A 19,163-nucleotide genomic window follows, 5' to 3' on the forward strand; every position below is an offset into this window, starting at 1 on the left:
CAATCGCATGTCCGAGCATTTGCAATCCCCTCCCGACACCTCTGAGCTGCGGCTCGAACCCGTGGAATTGACCAAGTTTTACGACGAATCGTTGGTCGAGGATTCGCCCGATCCCACACCACCCGCCCGGCAGAGAGGGTTGCTGTGGGGGATGTTCGCTGCGCTCTTCCGAGCCATCCGGTTTGTATATCGCCTGATCGGGGCGGTGTTGGTGTTGGCCGTGGTTGCGGCGGTGCCGATTGTGAATTTTTGGGTGCTGGGGTATTTGTTGGATGCCCAGGGGCGAGTCGCACGGGGACGCGTGGCCGGGGGCGGAGGGTGGCGGGATGCGTTTCCTGATATCGCGTCGCTGTCACGGATCGCCTCGATCGGCGTGGGGATTTCGCTCTGTTTGTTGCCGCTGCGGCTGTTGGCGGGGCTGGCGGCCGATGCGCGTTTGATCTCCGCCGGCTCGACGGCCGATGTGGGGTTACATCGCGCGGTGATCGTGGCGGCCGTGCTGGTCGCCGTGCATATCTATTTGGCCCTCGCTCGTGGCGGCGGGTTGTCCTGCTTCTTTCGACCGCTGAAGAATCTGCGTTGGCTGCGAAAGCAAATTCGCAATGGACAGTACCTTGAGGTTGCCGATCGCGAAACACGGGCCTTCATCGCGTCGCTTCGAATTCGCGAACGGTGGTGGTTGGGGCTCCGGGGATTTCTCACCGGTTTGGCTTGGTTGATCGTGCCGACGGCTATGTTTGCCGCTGCGAACAGTTCTGAGGGGGGACTAGTTGCCGTGACCATTGCCGGGGGACTGTTGCTGATTCCGGTGCTGAGTTGGATGCCGTTGTTGCAGGCGCGGTTTGCGGCGGAGCGGCGATGGCGGGCGGCGTTTGAATTGCGGACGGTGCGGCGGATTTTTCGCCGTGCACCAATCGCGGGGACGTTGGCCGTGATCGGCACGTTGGTGTTGTCGCTGCCGTTGTACCTGGCCAAGGTAGTCCTGCCGCCGCGGGATGCGATGTGGATGGTGACGATCGTGTTCATCGTCAGCATCTGGCCGGTGAAACTACTCTCCGGCTGGGCTTACCAGCGCGGCATGAAACGCGAGACCGATGCTTGGTGGGGTCTGCGTTGGCTGGGCCGCGGCGTGATGCTGCCGTTGTTGGCCGTCTACGTCTTTTTGTTGTTGTTCACGCCCAGCTTGGGAGAGCATGGCAAATGGGTGTTGTTTGAACACCACGGATTTTTGCTGCCGGTGCCGTTTTGATGAAATCCAGAAATCAGTTTGTTGAACACTGTTTATTCCAGACAGGTTCAATTGTCGAACCAAAACACGAGACGCGTGCGTCCGTCTCCTAGTTTTGCTTCAATTTGTTCCATAACATTCACCACGATCGGGAACATCATCTCTCTTTGGTCGTCTTTCATCTCCATAATCGACAGGTCAAAGTAGTCGAGACTATCGAATATCTCGGGAAGCGTTAACCAGCTTGGCGAGTGCCAATCGGGATGCGATACTCGTTCCTTGCACACTTTCCCCGCCCCAAACACGATCCTCCATGGGCAACCTATGTAGATTGAATATCCATCGTCAACCCATCGCTGCGCCACTTCTTGCGTCACGGCAGGGAGGCCCGGCGACAGCCAACTTAAGTTGCTGTTGAAGTAGTGTACGTCGGTGTCGCCTTTCACAATTATGTGTGCAAATCGGTTAAATACGGGAAATGATAGCATTGGCGGTAAGCCACGTGGTGAATGAAGCGCGCGTTTTCGTGATCGGTCGCCAGGAAAGTGGTAGTTTACGCCGTCCCCCAGAGCGTCAAGTACTTGTGGGTTTCCAGTGAGCAATAATTCACCATCGTTAAATGCCGAAACTGTTTTGGACGTCACGAACGGCATGCTCTGTTCGGAGTAGTCCACTTCGATGAATGCATGAATACTAGTGCCCATTGGATCGTCCCCTTGCCAACTATATACGCGCACGTTCCTTCGTCGACCAAGTAGTAAAACACTTCGATAGACGAGGCTTATACGATACTTCGAAGTTACCCGCCGAATTCATGCGCTTACCAGTTCAATATTCCAAAGCGTATGGTCGATAAGCAAGAGTTCGAAATTATCCGATACTGCCCCGATATTTCGCGGGTGGCACTGAATGTCGGCGGCAATCAGTGTGCCGGAGACACAAGTCGCTGCCGTTTCAGCCGTGCTTGTCAATCAGCCTCCCCTTGTGTCGGAGGGCGTGAATTGCGGCTTTTTGCGGGCTTTGCCCGCCCCGATAGCGAAGCTATCGCGGCCACCCCTTTGTGTTGCCTGCGGTCAAACGTAGCACTGGCGGACGAGCCGCCAGTGGCACCCGTGAACTGTTTATGCGGCGCGGACGGTGGCTAGGATGCGTTCGCGGCGGGCGCGTTCCCAGTCGGCGTCGACCATGATTTTGACCAGCTCGGCGAACGTGGTTTTTGGCTGCCAGCCTAGTTTTTCGCGGGCCATTGTGGCGTCGCCCAAGAGCAAATCGACTTCAGCGGGGCGAAGATAGCGGGGGTCGATTTCGACGTACGGTCGCGGGGACAATCCCACCTGTTCGAAAGTGAGGTCCAGGAATTCTTGGACGGAATGCGTTTCTCCTGTGGCGATCACGAAATCTTCGGGCTGGTCTTGTTGCAGCATCAGCCACATCGCTTCGACGTAATCGGCGGCGTAACCCCAGTCGCGTTTAGCGTCGAGATTGCCGAGGTACAGTTTGTTTTGCAGCCCTTCACGGATACGGGTCGCGCCGAGCGTGATTTTGCGGGTGACGAAGGTTTCGCCGCGGCGGGGGGACTCGTGGTTGAACAGGATCCCGTTACAGGCATACAGGCCGTAGGCGTCGCGGTAGTTCACGGTTTGGTGGAAACTGAAAACCTTGGCACAGGCGTACGGGCTGCGGGGATGGAAGCGAGTGTTTTCGTTTTGCGGTGTTTCGGAAACCTTGCCGAACATTTCGCTGGAGGAGGCTTGATAGATGCGGACTTCGTGGCGGCGGTTGAGTTGCCGCGCTGCTTCGAGCAGTCGCAGTGTGCCGAGCGCGTCGACGTCGACGGTGTACAGCGGCTGGTCGAAGGAAACCCGCACGTGGCTTTGCGCGCCGAGGTTATAGATTTCGTGCGGCTCGATTTCGTGGACCAGATTCGACAAGCTGCCGCCGTCGGTCAGGTCGCCGTAGTGCAGGACCAATTTTGGGCTGGTTTCGTGAGGGTCCTGATAGAGATGATTGAGGCGTTCGGTGCTGAACGTGCTCGAACGGCGGACAATGCCGTGCACCTCGTAACCTTTTTCCAAAAGGAACTCGGTGAGGTACGAACCATCCTGTCCGGTGATGCCGGTGATTAACGCGCGTTTGGTTGGGTCGGTCATTTGAATTCCTATTTCATTCCCTCGTTCCCAAACGGAGTTTAGGAACGCCGGTTCGCGAAGCTCCGCTTCGCTGAGGTGTCTGTTGGGCTTGGTTGGTTACGTGATGGCCGTCCGATGTTGTCTCCCTCTCCCTCTGGGAGAGGGCCGGGGTGAGGGTTTTCGCATCAATTGCGATTTCCCACCGTCATCAGACGTGACTTACGTTAAGCCGTGGTGCATTGGGGTTGTTATTCGTCCTGCATAGAAAGGTGCGTCGCGACGCACCCTACGCTGCGGGGGTGATGGTTTTTTTGGTTTGTTGTTCGTACCAGGCGATGGTGGCGGTTAGGCCGTCTCGCAGGGAGGTTGTGGCGCGGAAACCGAATTCTTGTTCGGCTCGCGATATTTCTAAGCAGCGACGAGGTTGGCCGTCGGGGCGGTTGCTGTTGAAACAAATCTCGCCGGTAAAGCCGGTCAGTTCAGCGATGAGCAGGGCCAAGTCGGCGATTGGGATTTCCTGGCCCGAGCCGATATTCACCGGGTCGGATTTGTCAAAACGATCCGTCGCCAGGGCGATGGCGCGGGCGGCGTCTTTGACGTAGATGAATTCGCGGGAGGCGGTCCCGGTGCCCCAAACTTCGACCTGCTCAGCACGGGCGTCGCGGGCCTGGATCATTTTGCGAATCAGGGCAGGGATAACGTGGCTGGTTTCCAGATCAAAATTGTCCCGCGGCCCATAAAGATTGACCGGTAATAACGAGACGGCGTTGAAGCCGTATTGTTCACGGTAGGCTTGGGCCTGCACGAGCAGCATTTTTTTGGCGAGACCGTAGGGAGCGTTGGTCTCTTCGGGGTAGCCGTCCCAAATGGCGTCTTCGCGGAATGGCACCGGAGTGAATTTGGGGTAGGAGCAAATGGTGCCGGTGGTCACAAATTTCTCGACGCCCGCTTGCCGGGCTTCTTCCATCATTTGGATGCCCATGATGGCGTTGTCGTAGAAGTAGCGACCGGGGTTTTGACGGTTGGCCTCGATGCCTCCCACGACTGCCGCTAAATGCACAATCACATCGGGCCGGGCGGTCCGCAGTAGGCGGCGGATGTCGTCGCGTTCGCGGAGGTCAAACTCGGCGCTGCGTGGGACCACGATCGACGCGGGTGCGAATTTGGCCAATTCCGCGCACACCGGGGCTCCCAAAAATCCGGCGCCTCCGGTCACGACAATGCGGCGTCCCGTTAGAAAACTCATACCATCAATCCTTTGATGCGGCGGCCCGTTTCTCATTGTCTCTCAACCCCCGACTCTGCCGGGGGAATGGACGCTGTACAAATTCCGCGTCGCTTACGAAACCCAGGAGCGCGAGGGGCTCTCTTGCTCGTCAAGCAGGGCATGGTGCGGCGTGGGGGTGGAGGTGGCGGGGCGTTCGCTGCTGATTTTTTCCATCAGCTCGACCCAAGTTTGCCGATGTTGCTCGAGAATCTTGATGGCGTCGGTTGCTGCTTGGGCATCCCGTTCGCCGTCGGCGTCGACCAACGCGCGATAGACAAATCCAAAGACCGCCTGCAAGTTGACAACCATGGCTTCGTCGCCATCGGCTTTGAGTCCGTTGATCAACTCATTGACAAACTCGCGACTGCGGCTGAATGATTCGTGTGACAGTTCGTAGTTGGCTTCGCCCAAGGCTTGCACACCAAGTCGCGCAAAACGCAGCGCGCCGTCGACGACCAGCATGTGCAGTTGCTCAGGAGGGGCGGTCAAAACTTGTGTTTCCAGGTATTGATCAGCGGCAGGCATGATGTCGGTCCTTCGTATTGGTCAGACGTTGTGAAAGGGAGTTGATGATGGTTTGACGCAGCGGGGCTGCTGTGATTACGACGAGCCCGGATTCGCGAGTGCTGCCAGTCGATCGATTGCTGAGGACTGAGAGTTCAATTCGCTGATGATGGTTTCCATCCTGGCGTATTGCTCCACAAGACGAGCCCGCTTGTTTTCCAGTATTTCATTGAGCACGCCGATCCGTTCGTCGATGGACTGCAATGATGCGGTCAATGCTTCGTTTTGCAGCGATATCGCGCCAGTGAACGGGTCGGTGAATGCATCGACGGTGGTCTCTAGTCGGTCGGACAAACCGTTGTCGGTCGCAGTGAAGAACTCGCGGACGGCGGCGGGATTGTCGTCGAGTGCTGTTTTGAGCACTTCGTCATCTAGTTGGAGCTTGCCGCCGGAGGTGACAGTAATTCCCAAGTCTACGAGTGAGCGATACGGTCCGTTGAGGTTTCCGACCGGTTGTGTGACTTCGCTGTCTAAACGTCGCAGCAATCGCAGGACGATCCCTTCGCCTTGCAGGACGCCCCGTTCACCCGTATCGGGATCGAATTTGGTTAGGTCTGCGGCGGCATCGATGATTCGGTTGTACGAGTCGATGAAGGATTGCACAGAATTGATGATATTGTCTTGATCACGCTGCACCGTGACTGTGATCGGATCTTCGCTCACCTCTTTGATATCAATCAGGGCATTGATGCCGGTGTTGAATCGGTTGGTGCTGGATGTTGTGACAAATGCCGTGGCGGGGTTGGAACCGATGCGGAGCACTGCATCTTCAGCACGGGTTGTGATCGTCAATCCGAGGTCGAATCCCTCTGAGTCAAGAATCAGCGCGCCCTCCGACCCCGACCGGGTGGAGTTGAGCACCAATCGTTTGGAGTTCAGCGTGCTACCGTCGTCGATAATGGCAGCGGTCAGCCCGGCGTTGGCGTTGTTGAGTTTTTCCGCAATGTCATCCAGCGTATCTTCGGCATCGATTTGGATCTCCGTCGTTAACCGGCTGGAGATCCGTTGCTGGCCCCCTTCGTTGGTATCCACCTCGCCCAACAGCCGGAGTCCCTGCGCCGCCTGGCCGCCGCCCAGGTCTTGGACAGTGAGTGTTTCAGCTCCCCCGGCGAGGTCGATCAGCTCGAAGCCGTCTCCTGTTTCGTTGAGTTGCGCTTGCACATTGATCGTCTCATTGGAATTGATCCGCTGCAGCACGTCGCCGATGTTTTTTACCGATGTCGAAAGGCTGATCGTCGCGGTGTTTCCCGCAGAGTCGGTGATCGTGAACGCACTGGTTTGTGGTGTTCCGCCCCCGGGAGCATAGCCATCGAGACTCGTGGCCGCGTTGACGTATTGCAAGTTGAGCGAACCGGACTCGACGGTGCTTTGCGCTGCATCGACGGCAATGCCAAGTTGCGTCGCCAGCGTCGAACCTCCCACGTCGGCGATCGTTAAATTGCCCGACGGCGATGCCGTGGTATCGATGATGCGAATCCCGGTGCCCAATTCGTCGAACGTGGCTGTGAGATTCAATTTCGAGCCGGTGTCTTCGGCTTGATTGATGGCGTTGATCACATCGTTCAATGATGTGGCGGTGCTGAGGTCAACGACGGCGGTTTTTCCCGATTGGTCGGTCAGCGAAATCGACCCGAGTTGATCGAATCCCTGTCCGCCATTGAGATTTCGCAGCAGGACCGAGTCGAGTCCGCCGATGATGCGTTCGCCGCTGATGGTGTTTCCCACAGCGGCGACATCCAGTCCCAATTCATGCAGGACGTTGGCATCGTTGATTTCGGTCAGTTCAAAAGAACCCGCCCCGCCCCCGCCAGTCTGGTCGGTGAGGGTGAATTGACCGTTGTTCACTTCGGCCAGCACCTTGCCGGCGTTGTCTTCGTGGTCATTGATGGCATCGGCGATATCTTGCAGCGTCACTGCGTCGTCGAGGTCGACATCGAATTCCGTTGTGGGATCGTCGGTGAGACTGATCCGTAGTTCCGGGGCACCTTCAATCAGTCGCAGGCCGTTGCCGCCGTTGATCAAGTCGAGTGTATAGTCGCCCGGAATGGTGTTGATGTCGTCGCCGGTAATCGTGGTTCCCGCGGTTGTCTTGAGAAGCCCTAGGCCTTCGGCCGCATGACCGCCATTGAGTTCCGCGACGGAAAAATCGGTTGCCGATTGACCGGACGTATCGACCAGAATAATCCCATCCCCTTCAGCACGGGCCTCGACGCTGATGGCGCTGTTTTCGTTGATCAAATCCAACACATCGGTGACCGACACGGCATCGCTGATATCAATATCGGCCGACGCGCCGCTGCCATCGGTGATACGAAATACGCCGCGGGCGACACCCTGGCCTTCATTCAGAATGTCCAGTGGGGTCGGAGTCGCCAATTTCCCACCCGAGGCGATGGTGATCACGCCTTCGCCGAGCGTCTGAGTATCGGTGTTGGCAAAACCCTTAGAATAGATTTGTTGTGTGGTGGCTTTGCGAATCGCCTCGAATTCATAGGTTCCGACAGGGGTGTCGGGACTGGGGGCTACGCTGAGGATCGCTGGATTGGAAACGGTCGTGGTCAGTTTGTCGAACGTCGTCTCTTTACCGAGTGTGGTGGCCGATCCGGTGAGTGAGAGCAGATTTCCGGACAGGACGTTGAGTCCGCCACTTGTGGCGCCGTATTCTTCGGCACGACTCGCGAGCCGATCGATCGTACCGCGCTGGGCATTGATGAGCGCATCAATGATTTCGCCTGTCGGCAAATTGCTCGCCAGTCCAACGCTGGTAGAAATTGTGCCCATATGCCGTTTCGTTTTCAGTAGGAGGTTTACCAGTTGGAGCGCCCGTTTATCACACCGCGCAGCACCAGCCCGACGGATTTTCTCCGTAGAGTATTTGAGATCTATCGGCAGGCTGTTGTTGGGACTTGAGAAAAAAATGGGAATTCGGATGGATTGCCGGTATATTCTGAGAGAACAAATGGGCGTTCTTTCCAGGGACGCCCAATGACGTCACTGTCAGCATGACTCAAATCCCTTTTCAAGCAGATTCGGAGCGCCGCACGATAGACGAAAAAACTACAAAACGCGTGGACTCGCTTTATCGAAACATAAAGCAGTTGCTGCCGTTGGGGTGTCTTGCTTATTTTGTCCCCGTTATCGGATTCATTTTATTGCCGATTCTCATTGGCTACACACGTCTCCGCTCTAATTTGAGAAAAGATTATGCGAAGGGATTGATTCAAATTGAGGAACATGATTCCGTTTCACCTAAGCCAGGGGAACTGAGTCCGCAACAGAAATTAGAATTTCTGCTCCACGGAAATGCCCGCCTCTGGATTCCCACCTTTATCACCGTGCTCTTTTGGGGCTTGGTTCTAGCCTTGTTTGCGTATGAACTATTCTTCCGAGAGTAGCAGAATGAAGCCGACCACCGGACTTTTATCCACGCTTAGCCGCTCGCAGCGATTGGTGCCAATTCTGAGCTATTGGAGGCACCGATGAACCACCTCGAACGTTTTTTACCTTCACGGTTTGAGATACTCGTTATCGTAGTGATCTGTGGAGGCCTATTCGCGCTGCTGTATCCCGCAGTTCAAATGCAACGCAATCCTAAAGGGCCTCACGGCTCGATGATTCCTCAGGAACCGCCCGATGAACGAAATCGAGTGTTTCATTCCTCCGGGGTGTCCATCGTGGCTCCGCTGAATTGGGATAAGATTCGAGATTATTCCTTCGGTTTCCCTTTTTTGTCCGTTGCAGCTAGGGGTGTTCCCGGTGCTCGGCTCAGGTCGTTTATTGAAATCCAATTAACAGACGCTCCCGGAGAAGATATCCAGAACCGTTACCGGCCGCTGAGATTTCAAGGTTGGCCTGCGTACGAACGGATGCAAATCGACCGCGAAGATTCATTCGATGACCCGGCAAGCTCCAGTTACGAGCTGTACGTGAATCGCAACGACGAGTGGTGGTTAGTCCGATTTATCATTGCGGATGAAATGACAGAATTGCCGCCCGAGATCCGGCGATATCTCGACACAATTCGTTTTCCAGAAGAGCAGTCCCGTTTACGGGACTTGTCACGCGAATAGCGTATATTCGCCCCGTCGTTTACGGCGGGGTCACGTAGGAGAGAATGTTTCCGGATGGAGCCTCGTTGACGAGGCTTCTCGCTGGTTGGCTTGAGCCAGATAGCGGCTGTGGCTAAAGCCGCGACATCGAGAACCCCCGTGAAACGGGGGTGAATTTGACGGTGTGCCGAGCGCCTTCCCCGCCGTAAACGACGGGGCTAATACCGCTGCGCGGGGCGCCCGGTGAACCGGGCTTTGTGGTTCCTGTGGGGTTTGGGATTGTGATTCGGTTTATGGGGGTGCGTGTTGTGGGTTGTCCGTAGATTTTTCAACATCGCGCAGGACCGCTGGTGCAGGGGAGCTTTTTGCAATGGGGGCTAGGTTCCCGGTTCGACGCTTGCCGCACGCGGCTGGGTTTTCTACCGTGGTTGCGTATCGTGGAATTCAACAACGGAGAGTCACACATATGACGGACATCTATCAACGCGGCGCTGCTGTCCTGCCGGGCGGGGTTTGTTCCAGTACGCGGTTTAATCAAGCATGGGGCAAGCCGGTCTATGCGACGCGGTCCAAAGGGGCGCGGTTTTGGGATGTTGAGGGGGGGGAGTTTCTCGATATGTCGATGAGCCACGGTGCTACGCTATTGGGGCATGCGCCGGAGTGTTTGCGACGGGTGTTTGAACAAACCTGGGAGGCGGGTGTCCTGTGTAGCCTGGATACCGAACATCACATCGAACTGGCTGAGCGTCTGTGCGAAATCGTCCCCTGCGGCGAACGTGTTCGCTTTACCGGATCAGGGTCCGAAGCGACGTTGCATGCGTTGCGGCTGTGTCGTGCGGTGAGCGGGCGGGATAAGATCATTCGTTTTCGCGGGCATTTTCACGGGTATCACGAATTCACATTTATCGGCGGGCACCCGCCGGCGGGGCAATTGGAGGCGTCGCCGCCGTATCGTGAAAGCGCGGGCATTCCGGAGGCGATGGCGGAGTTGATCGTGCCGGTCGAATACAACAATCCCGCGGCGCTCGAAGCGGCGATTGCCGAGCATCGCGGCGATGTGGGGACGATCGTGATTGAACCGGTCGATTTCAATTGCGGCTGCATTCTACCCGAACCAGGATTTCTGGAATTAGCGCGGCGGTTGGCGGATGAGAATAACATGATTTTGTTTTTCGACGAGATCCAATCGTTTGCCAAAAAGAGTCCCGGCGGCGCGCAACAAGATTTTGGGGTGACGCCCGATATCTGCACGATCGGCAAATCGCTCGGCGCCGGCCTGCCGCTCTCGGCAATCGCAGGCAAAGCGGAGTTGATGGACCGTTATAAACCGATCGGCGATGTCGCCCACAGCGGGACATTCAATGCGCCGTTACCGTCGATCTTAGCGGGGTTGGCGTTTGTGGAGACCGTAACCACGTCGGAGTTTTGGCAGCACATCAATACGCTAGGCGAACGGCTGTTTGCCGGTTTGGCGGAGATTTCACAGCGTAGCCCGGTGCCGGTGCGGTTCCAACATCACGGCAGCCGCTTCGGCATGATCTTCGGCACGCGGGAACCGGTCATCAACTACCGGCAAAGCCTCGTCCACGATCCGCAGACGATGCTGCAATTCTGCCGCGAAACGACAGAGCGTGGCGTCTACTTCCACGACTACGGCGGCGGCTCATGCCATCACGGATTTAGCTTGGCGCACGACGCGGATGATATCGACCGCGTGCTGAACGTGGTAGACGACTCGTTGGCAGCGATGGGCAGCTAATCCGCTTCAATTGAGCCAACACAAGAAAACGGGTAGCCGCGATTGCGCAGCAATCGGGGTTGGCATAGCCAACAAGAAGCTGCAATTAGAACGTTGAATAGATTTCCGAATCCGCCAATTACGCAGACCGTCAACTGCAGCGTCTCGTGCCGACAGCACACCGATTGCAAAACAATCGCTGCCACCCGTTACCCGAGGAAAGCCCTCTCGAGAATCACCGTGTTCCTCAAGCCTGTTCCCTCAAGCCTCAAGCCTCCCGCCCCCTTAAGACCATTTCCAAGTCTCACGAATATCCGCTTCATTCACAATTGCCGTGGGGGGCCAAGTCCCTTTGGACATGGCGACGATGTTGGCGGCGGCTTCGTCGGCCATGTCTCGCAATGATTTTTCATCCACGCCGCCGATGTGGGGCAGGGCGACGACGTTGTCGAGTTTGAGCAGCGGATTGTCGGCCGGGGTTGGTTCTTCCTCAAAAACATCCAACCCGGCGGCGGCGATGTGTCCCGATTCGAGAGCGGGGATCAAGTCCGCTTCAACAACCAGTCCACCACGGGCGGTGTTGACGAAAAAGACGCCCGGTTTCATTTTGGCGATCGTCTCTTTGTTGATCAGCCCGCGCGTTTCGTCGGTCAGGGGGGCATGGACGGAGATCACGTCGGAGCGTTTGAGCAGTTCGTCCAGGCTCACGATTTCGATGTTGTGCTCAGCATTGAATTCGGCATTGGGAAATTGTTCGGCAGCGATGACATTCATGCGAAACGCGCGAGCGCGGATCGCCATACTGCGGCCGATGCGTCCCAGGCCGATAATGCCCAGCGTCCGCTCGCGAACGTTCTGCATGATGTGCGGCTTCCACTGTCCGCTGCGCATTTCGCGATCCGTCTGTGTGACCGTGCGGGCAATATCCAGCATCAGAGCAAAGGCATGCTCGGCAACGCATTCGTGGTTGGCGTTGGGGGTGATGGAGACCGCGATTTTACGTTCGGTGCAAGCCGGGACGTTCACTTGGTCGTAACCAACCCCGACGCGGGAGACGACACGCAAGTCGGGACAAGCTTCGAGCAACGACGGCGAATACAACTCTCCGCTGGCCAGCGTCGCACTGATGCCTTGGAACGCCGCAACCAAATCGGCCTCGGTAGTTTGCTGTGTGAATCCAGGCGATTCAGGATAGACGACCTCAAACCCGGCCGCTTCGAGCCGCTCGGAGTAGGGACCCGGTTTTTTGTACAACAACGGCGGCGAAATCATCACGCGGGGCATGGGGAGAGTCCTCGGAAATCTTCTCGCTGTGGAAAACAATGATTGCAGAATCCCGTTATAATCTGGGGATCGCACAGACGAAAGCCTACCGGCCAATTGGCGTTCGCCGATTCCCGGCCCCAACCGACGACTGGGCCGTCGCGCAGGGCGATCCATTTCGCAGCAAAGAGGGAGGCATTGACCATGAACGTGCGAGAATTCCCGTTCCGACGCTGGATCCCCGTGCTGGTGGTCGGTGGGGTGTTGCTGCTCGTGATTGGGCTGTTGCTTCCGGCGGTCCAACGTGCGCGGACCCAAGCCAGGAAAACCCAATCGGTGAATCGTCTCAAGAACATCGGACTGGGCGTCCACAATTGCTATAACGGGCGAGAAGTATTTCCTAGTGGTGGCGTGATTCGCGACGATGGCGTGGCGATGCACGGGTGGTTATCGGAGGTCTACCTCCGTACGGTCCATGGTATATTTGAAGTGAATTTCCATCGTCCTTGGGATGATCTTGAAAACGACCCTTGGGTGCGGCAGCGGATTGATTGGTTTGAAAATCCCGCCATCTCTCAACAGCTCTCGCACGACGGTTACGGACTGACGCATTACATGGGAAATCCCAATGTCTTCCACCGCAATAGCAGCGTGACATTCGAAGACCTGACCGCTGGGCTGTCGCACACCTGGTTGGCGGGCGAGGTGACCGGCAACTTTCACCCGTGGGCGTATCCGTTCAATTGGCGAGCCTTAGGAGAGCGTCTCAATGACGAGCCGAACGGCTTTGGCCGCCCGACAGAAGACGGGGCCTACTTCGTGTTAGCCGACGGAGGTGTGAAGTTCTTCGGAAATGCCATGGGTGAAGAAGTACTGCGAAATCTGGCAAATGCTCCGCCCATAGCGACGCCGGAGCAGACAGTGATTCCGACAACGCGCGTGGAATCTGAAACCTGCAACTGGAAGTACGAGGAAATCGATTTACAACCGGCTAGCGCAGACGGCGTGTCGTTTGCCAAGGTCTGGATCGATGGAGCCGGGACGCCGCAAACGGTTTCGCTTATATGCCGCACTGGAGATTGGAATTTAATCAGAGGGTCAGGATGTCGCCTAATGACCGAACAAGAATTCCAACGCCTTCACGACAAATACCCCGGCATCCGAAAACTGTACGGACTGCATGGGATTGACGATGCGTCTGCGCAGATGATTGCGCAGTTTGAGGATTTGGAATTTCTGGAGACTAAGAGAATTCAACTCTCGGCAACCGGATTGCAGGCTTTGCAAAAATTGTCGCAGCTAAAAATCATGCGCGTTCGAAGCTGGCATCGCACTGCCGGCGAAGAACTCAGAGCGGCGCTGCCCGATTGCGAAATCCGCGGTGCCGGACAACTCCCCGACGACGTGCAGCCTTTTGATTGGTTGAAATGGTGAGCGTAATGTGCTGAGCGGGGATTATTGCTTTGTCCCACACAGCGCCGCACGGGCTGTTGTGGTCGCATAGACAATCAGCATTTGTCCGCCGCCATAGGGGATCCAAACCGCCTCGCGCGAATACGGAAACGAACCGTGGAACATGCCCCAGGCCAGAATCAGATCACTGAGCAGAAACAGTGCGGCTCCGATGGTCAGGAGGGAGAAACGACGGTCTTGTACGGCCAGCGACATCGCCATACCGGCCGTGCAGGCGAGTAGCAGCGTATAAACCAGGGCGGGCCAGCGCAGCAATTGCAGGCGGTCGACTTCAGTGGGGTAGACGATGAAATACCAGCCCACCAGTCCGATCAATTGCCAGATCAGCAGGGCCTCCCATCTGGCCGCGCGGGATTTCAGGCCGGCCCGCTTGTGAGCGTCGAGGCAAGCGGCGATGTAGGCGGCATGTCCCAGTCCAAAAGCGGCGATGCCGCCTAACGCGGGGTTGGGTAGTTTGATGAGTGTTTGTAAGCGGCCCGCCATAAAAAAATCACCGAGGGCCCCCAGCGTCATACCAATGGCAATGAGCAGCAGGTACCGCGAAGCTGCCGTCGCCCGCCCCCGTAGGAAAAACAACCAGGCAGCGACCACGAGCAGAACAGAAGAACCGAGCCGCCCCCATTCGCTCCAGCCACTTGCGTCATCGAGCGGCAGATTTCCAGCAAGCAGCCCGCCGCACAACAGAGCCCCCCAAACCAACCAAACTACAAACGGCCCGCCATCGCCGACTTTACGGTGTGCGGAATGGGTCGGTTCTGGAATGTCGGCCACCATCGTTTTCCTTGGGTTGCCACATGAAGATGTGCTGTACGAACTTCGACAAATTACAGTGATCGCCGCTGTGTGGATAATAAAATACAGGGGGCGGTGTCGAATATCGGCGTAACTTTGATGATACCCATGAGCGCCGGTCGCACACGAACCGACAGCCAACAACGATGAGTTTGTAGGATAACGGTGAAAGTACCGCGAAAACAAGGAGTTGTGAAGCCCGCACTGCGCTGGGCGGCGCAGTCGATCTTGAGCTGAAATCTCTCGTTCAACGATGGCAGCAGTTGCCCCGGCGTGTAACGACGGATATCGGCGAGATGGTAGGGGCAATGAGTGGCTCGCCACAGCAACGCCCGGAGATCTAAGTACCGGCGGCAAGGCTTGCGCAAAATCCACGACCGGCATAATTGCCGAACATGTGTCCCGCATCCCCGAAATTTCACTACCAGACGACGCTCAAAGCACCGGGCCGAGCATGGCGATGGTGTTGTTCCACAGGCGATGGCGGATGGGCCAATTGGCGACCATGTCGGATGTCACGGGGTGGGAATGTGCGAGGTAGGTCGCTTGCCGTTGGCGGACGTCGGCGGTCAAACTCTGGTCGTAGAAGAGAATATTGTTTTCGTAGTTCAGATCAAAACTACGGCGGTCCATATTGGCGGATCCGATCAGCGTGATCTCTCCGTCCAGCGTTAAGGACTTGGTGTGCAGCAGGCCGCCTTCGTATTCAAAAATCCGCACTCCCGCCGCCAGCAGGTCTGCGTAATAACTACGGCTCGCAGCTCCTACGATGAAGGAGTCGTTCTTGGCAGGAAAGATGATCGTGGTCTCCACCCCGCGGCGGGCACTAGCACAAAGTGCCGCCTGCATCGCTTCGTCCGGCACGTAGTAGGGGGTTGAAATAACCAGCTCGCGTCGTGCTGCATACATCAGTGTTTCAAACACCTGCGGCATGGCTTCGTAGCGTACTGTCGGACCGGTGCCGATCACTTGAGCCGCCAAACCATTTTCGAGCGGCGGAAGCGGTTGCCGTAGTAGGTCGTTGATGTCCTCGTCGACGTGCGCCATCCAGTCACTGGCAAACAGGTATTGGTTTTGTCGGACAATCGGACCTTCGAAGCGGATCATTGCATCGACCCAGGGCGCGTACTTCGCCTTCACACGAAATTCGGGATCCGCACAGTTTTGGCTTCCGCAATACGTAAGGCGATTATCGATTACCAAAATTTTGCGGTGATTGCGCAGATCGATCCGCCCTTTGAGCGGACGCAGAAAGGGGTTTCCGATGGGAAGAGCGACGGCAACACGGACGCCGGCAGCTTGCATGGCCTTCCAGTGTTCCGAGTCGATCATCGTGCGCGAACCGAGCCCATCCGCCATTGCCCGACAAGTCACTCCCCGCGCCGCGGCCCGTTTTAGTGCTTCGACCACCGCGAGTCCGTTGTTGTCCGTGAGCCAGATATAAAAGATCAGATGCACGTGGTCTTTGGCAGCATCGATGTCGGCAATCATGGATTTGATCGTCGCATTGGAATCCTGCATCAACTCACCACGGTTGCCCCCCACCGGCTCAAATCCATTGACCGTAGATCCGATGCGGAAGAGGTGCGCATAACACTCGGGGATCTCCGACCGCAGACTCGTGCTTTCCGTCGTAGCCGTGGCTGAGACGTTTGGCATCTGAGCCAGCACTTCGCGCATCCGCGCCACGCGGCGGCGGCCAATGTTTGTCTCGCCGAGTAGAAGGTAAGCGATAATGCCGATCACGGGCAGCGAGAAAATCACCACAATCCAAGCCACACGCGCCGCTGGGTCGCGGTGCGGACGTAATATTGCACGTGCAGCAACACCGACATGCACCAAGAAAAGTAGGCCCGTCCAGAGGAGTGTGACGAGGGAAGATTCAGTCATTCTCGCTCCGGAAGTTTTTTTGCGATCAAAGGTGAAATCAAGATGAACACAAGGAGCGAACGCCACGGGCCTGCTACAACTTATGCAAATCAACACCAGACAAAAATAGGGCCGGCAGGACTCGAACCTGCAACCAACAAATTATGAGTTTGCTGAAAAACGCTGAAAGTACCGAAAAAACAAGGGTTTGTGAAGTCTGAGCAGCGCCGGGCGCAGCAATTGATTTTTGATTTGGCGTATTTGAGTGATCGCTGGGAGAGGTTGCCAGAGCATGTCAGGACCGGCATTATGGCGATGGTGCGGGCGACTGGTGTGTAGGTATGGCCTCGCCAAAGGGTCGTCTTCGACTTCACCGAAACGAACAGATGGATAACGAATCGTTGGCAATATACAGCAAGTAAACCAAAGTTTCGTAGACTGATGCTTTGGTCATGTAACTACCGATCTCAGCAATAAGTTACGGCAAAACAAATCCAGCGAGGTGCCGACAATGTCGCCAAGCACGCCCGAATAAACCCTAGAGGCTGATCTTGCCCACGTCATCACTGCCTGGAGACTCCTTCCGGTTTGTATCATAACCGCCATACTGGCGCTGCTTGACGCGGCTGTCGCAACTTCCGAATTCCCGCCAAGTGACGACGGAAAAGTGATTGACGCTACCGAACTGGCCAGGCTGTTGCACGTCTCCCAGCTGCGGATGATGCAGATTATGAATCTGTTGAACTTCGCGTGGGATGTCCAGGAGTTGTTATTGTATCTGCCACCGGTGGAGCAGGGGCGGGATTCGCTGACCGAGCGACATCTGCGGGCAATTGTTTCAATCGTCGATTGGGGCCGACAACGGCGGCTCTGGATGAAGGTTGTGAATCGTTAGCCGATGAACGCTTTACTGAAAATGCTACGTCACTCGACGCTCCTCTGGGCGTGTCTGAAACGTCGTCTCGCGCTGATTAAGTGACCGCGCCTCCTCCGACAGTTTTGACAAGCGATTTTGAGGCGAACATTCCCATACAGCTTGACGTTCGTCCATCATTATTCATGAATCGCGCGAATTTGCATTAAAAACCATCCGTGCCCAAAGCCCCGCCGAAGGGTTGCGCTGAATACTCCACACCGTGTGGCGTGTCTATTGAGAATCGTCTGGAGGCACTTGTTGTTTGGTGCGGCGCTGCGACATGGGGCGTGCATCGAGCCATGTCTTCCAAGTTTGAAGTTGTTGTTCGCGTTGCTTTGGTTCCCCGAAAGGATCAAAAACGAGTTCGGCGCGGGTCAGTTTCAGAAATGTGCCGGAAGCGGCGGCGCGGACAGCTAGGCGTTGGTCGGCCATAAGATCGATCAGCGTCGCGAGCAGGCCCGATTCGGTCTGCGCCATGGCTTGTAGGATCACATCGCGTCCATCCCGGTCGGAGCGTGCGAGATGCTCGACAAGCCGCGTAATCGTCTGATTCCGCTCCTCGACCCCCTCTTCGGCCTGCAAACGGTCGAGCAGATTGAGCAACACGACTTCGGGGGGTTGGGGATTGAGCAATGCGCCGTTCAAAAACTTGACGAACTCGTCCGGCCCGGTATAGCCGGGGCGTGTGGCGATCACGCGGTCATCGCTATCGAGTACGAACGTTTGCGGCAACCCTTGCACGCCGAAACGAGCGGCAAGTTCCGTCTGTTCCTCGACGTCGACTTTGACCCACAAAAACTTGTCGGCCAAGGCGTTCACCCGCTCGTCCAGGAAGGTGTCTGCTTCCAGTTTACGGCACCACTTGCACCAATCGGCTCCAAAAGTGATCACCAACAATTTTTTTTGCCCGTCGTCAGCCGGCGGATCCTTCTCGCGGGCTTTTTCGATCGTCGGCTCGAATTCCACGGCCATGCCCGGCAATGCTAAACAACCGCAGTTAATCAGGATCACCACAGTCGCGCTGAGTCCAAAGATCATCGCCGTGCGGACCATTTCACCTCCTCCTTAGAACGTTCGGCTTGGATTGCAATGCTTTGCGGACAATTCAATCAATGTGTCAGCGTGTAGGCCAGCAGGTTCACGTTGACTTGCCGGGCATTCTTGATTTCGTTGCCTCCGCAACAGCAGCAATTCCCGCCCACCTTACCGGTATCGTTCAGTCCGTCTGGTGAAAAGATCAACACGATCTTGCCGTCAATTTCGAGACCTTCAAGGTGCGACGTGTGCGCCCCTTTGCATTTCAGTTCGTCGATTTCGTAAACCGTGTGAAACACCGGATGGGACTGGTCAATGGTTTGCAGGCTGATTTCGGGGAAGACCTCAGTGACGGCGCGGCGAAAGCTCTTTTCCCAATCGGGGCTGCTGCAACCCGCTGAGGCGATGATAAATCCGCCATTTTCCAAATAGTTTCGCATATTGGTTTGCTGCGACGGGGTGAGACTGTAGCTGCCCTCGCCGGTCATGACGGCGACCGGATAATTGAACAACTCAGTTGATTCGAGGTCGACGGGTACTAATCGTTGATTCGTCCGGATGTGGGTTTCGCGGCCGATCTGTTTGAGGAATTCGTCGCTGAAACAGGTGGACGTTTTCCGCTTTCCATAAGTCAGATTCGCACAGTTCACGATCCCCGGTTGCAAAACGGCTGGCGGGAGCGATTTCGACTTCTTGGGGTTCTCATCGACGTCCGATTCGTCCTGGGCATACCCGGCAACGCCAAGCCCTAAGAGTGCGGACAGAATCGCCCCTAAGAACCATACCGAACGTTTAGGAGTGATTTTAGATGCCATCATTGTTTTTCCGTTTGTGATTTTT

16 protein-coding genes are annotated in these 19,163 nt (G+C 56.3%); 6 read left to right on the forward strand and 10 right to left on the reverse strand.

Annotated features, from left to right (window positions below; all coding sequences use genetic code 11):
• Positions 1–7 precede the first annotated feature (7 nt).
• On the forward strand, positions 8–1,249 hold the full coding sequence (locus tag Mal52_RS05650) for a hypothetical protein (protein ID WP_145374737.1): 1,242 nt from the start codon (positions 8–10) through the stop codon (positions 1,247–1,249).
• 47 nt (positions 1,250–1,296) lie between these two features.
• Here Mal52_RS05650 and Mal52_RS05655 read toward each other — a convergent pair whose 3' ends face one another.
• The 5 genes from Mal52_RS05655 to fliD all read right to left on the reverse strand — a co-directional run bounded on the left by Mal52_RS05655 (position 1,297) and on the right by fliD (position 7,969).
• Positions 1,297–1,932, reverse strand: coding sequence for a hypothetical protein (locus Mal52_RS05655; protein ID WP_145374738.1), 636 nt, complete (start codon positions 1,930–1,932; stop codon positions 1,297–1,299).
• A 417-nt stretch (positions 1,933–2,349) separates the two neighbouring features.
• The gene (gmd, locus tag Mal52_RS05660) at positions 2,350–3,378 is read right to left on the reverse strand and encodes a GDP-mannose 4,6-dehydratase (RefSeq protein WP_145374739.1); all 1,029 of its coding nucleotides are present in this window, start codon (positions 3,376–3,378) and stop codon (positions 2,350–2,352) included.
• 265 nt (positions 3,379–3,643) lie between these two features.
• Positions 3,644–4,603, reverse strand: coding sequence for a GDP-L-fucose synthase family protein (locus Mal52_RS05665; RefSeq protein ID WP_145374740.1), 960 nt, complete (start codon positions 4,601–4,603; stop codon positions 3,644–3,646).
• A 93-nt stretch (positions 4,604–4,696) separates the two neighbouring features.
• Positions 4,697–5,149 (reverse strand): flagellar export chaperone FliS, encoded by a 453-nt coding sequence (locus tag Mal52_RS05670; protein WP_145374741.1) that lies wholly within the window; start codon positions 5,147–5,149, stop codon positions 4,697–4,699.
• A 75-nt stretch (positions 5,150–5,224) separates the two neighbouring features.
• Entirely contained in the window at positions 5,225–7,969 is a 2,745-nt protein-coding gene (gene fliD / locus Mal52_RS05675) for a flagellar filament capping protein FliD (protein ID WP_145374742.1), read from the reverse strand.
• Between the two features lie 221 nt (positions 7,970–8,190).
• Between fliD and Mal52_RS05680 the strand changes: the two genes are divergently transcribed.
• The 3 genes from Mal52_RS05680 (at position 8,191) to Mal52_RS05690 (ending at position 10,996) form a co-directional block, all read left to right on the forward strand.
• Positions 8,191–8,583, forward strand: coding sequence for a hypothetical protein (locus Mal52_RS05680; RefSeq protein WP_145374743.1), 393 nt, complete (start codon positions 8,191–8,193; stop codon positions 8,581–8,583).
• 84 nt (positions 8,584–8,667) lie between these two features.
• On the forward strand, positions 8,668–9,258 hold the full coding sequence (locus tag Mal52_RS05685; protein WP_145374744.1) for a hypothetical protein: 591 nt from the start codon (positions 8,668–8,670) through the stop codon (positions 9,256–9,258).
• Positions 9,259–9,703: 445 nt separating this feature from the next.
• Complete coding sequence (locus tag Mal52_RS05690; RefSeq protein ID WP_197534680.1) at positions 9,704–10,996, forward strand: aspartate aminotransferase family protein; 1,293 nt, start codon at positions 9,704–9,706, stop codon at positions 10,994–10,996.
• Positions 10,997–11,260: 264 nt separating this feature from the next.
• Here the strand turns inward: Mal52_RS05690 and Mal52_RS05695 are convergent, their stop codons facing one another.
• Positions 11,261–12,259, reverse strand: a complete 999-nt coding sequence (locus Mal52_RS05695) for a phosphoglycerate dehydrogenase (protein WP_197534681.1) — start codon at positions 12,257–12,259, stop codon at positions 11,261–11,263.
• A 183-nt stretch (positions 12,260–12,442) separates the two neighbouring features.
• On the opposite strand from Mal52_RS05695, the gene Mal52_RS05700 reads away from it, so the two are divergent.
• Complete coding sequence (locus Mal52_RS05700; RefSeq protein ID WP_145374747.1) at positions 12,443–13,672, forward strand: DUF1559 family PulG-like putative transporter; 1,230 nt, start codon at positions 12,443–12,445, stop codon at positions 13,670–13,672.
• 21 nt (positions 13,673–13,693) lie between these two features.
• Here the strand turns inward: Mal52_RS05700 and Mal52_RS05705 are convergent, their stop codons facing one another.
• Both Mal52_RS05705 and cls read right to left on the reverse strand, forming a co-directional pair.
• Positions 13,694–14,485: a lysoplasmalogenase gene (locus Mal52_RS05705; RefSeq protein ID WP_197534682.1), complete on the reverse strand. Its 792-nt coding sequence runs from the start codon at positions 14,483–14,485 to the stop codon at positions 13,694–13,696.
• 453 nt (positions 14,486–14,938) lie between these two features.
• Complete coding sequence (gene cls, locus Mal52_RS05710; protein WP_145374749.1) at positions 14,939–16,393, reverse strand: cardiolipin synthase; 1,455 nt, start codon at positions 16,391–16,393, stop codon at positions 14,939–14,941.
• 646 nt (positions 16,394–17,039) lie between these two features.
• Here cls and Mal52_RS05715 point away from each other — a divergent pair.
• Positions 17,040–17,267 (forward strand): hypothetical protein, encoded by a 228-nt coding sequence (locus Mal52_RS05715; RefSeq protein WP_145374750.1) that lies wholly within the window; start codon positions 17,040–17,042, stop codon positions 17,265–17,267.
• Between the two features lie 252 nt (positions 17,268–17,519).
• Here the strand turns inward: Mal52_RS05715 and Mal52_RS05720 are convergent, their stop codons facing one another.
• Together Mal52_RS05720 and Mal52_RS05725 are read right to left on the reverse strand one after the other, a co-directional pair.
• The gene (locus Mal52_RS05720) at positions 17,520–18,341 is read right to left on the reverse strand and encodes a thioredoxin family protein (protein WP_145374751.1); all 822 of its coding nucleotides are present in this window, start codon (positions 18,339–18,341) and stop codon (positions 17,520–17,522) included.
• A gap of 56 nt (positions 18,342–18,397) precedes the next feature.
• Positions 18,398–19,141 carry a DUF4159 domain-containing protein gene (locus Mal52_RS05725; protein WP_145374752.1) on the reverse strand — a complete coding sequence of 248 codons (744 nt, stop codon included), beginning with the start codon at positions 19,139–19,141 and terminating at the stop codon, positions 18,398–18,400.
• Between the last annotated feature and the right edge of the window lie 22 nt (positions 19,142–19,163).

Source organism: Symmachiella dynata, from assembly GCF_007747995.1.
Taxonomy (GTDB): domain Bacteria; phylum Planctomycetota; class Planctomycetia; order Planctomycetales; family Planctomycetaceae; genus Symmachiella; species Symmachiella dynata.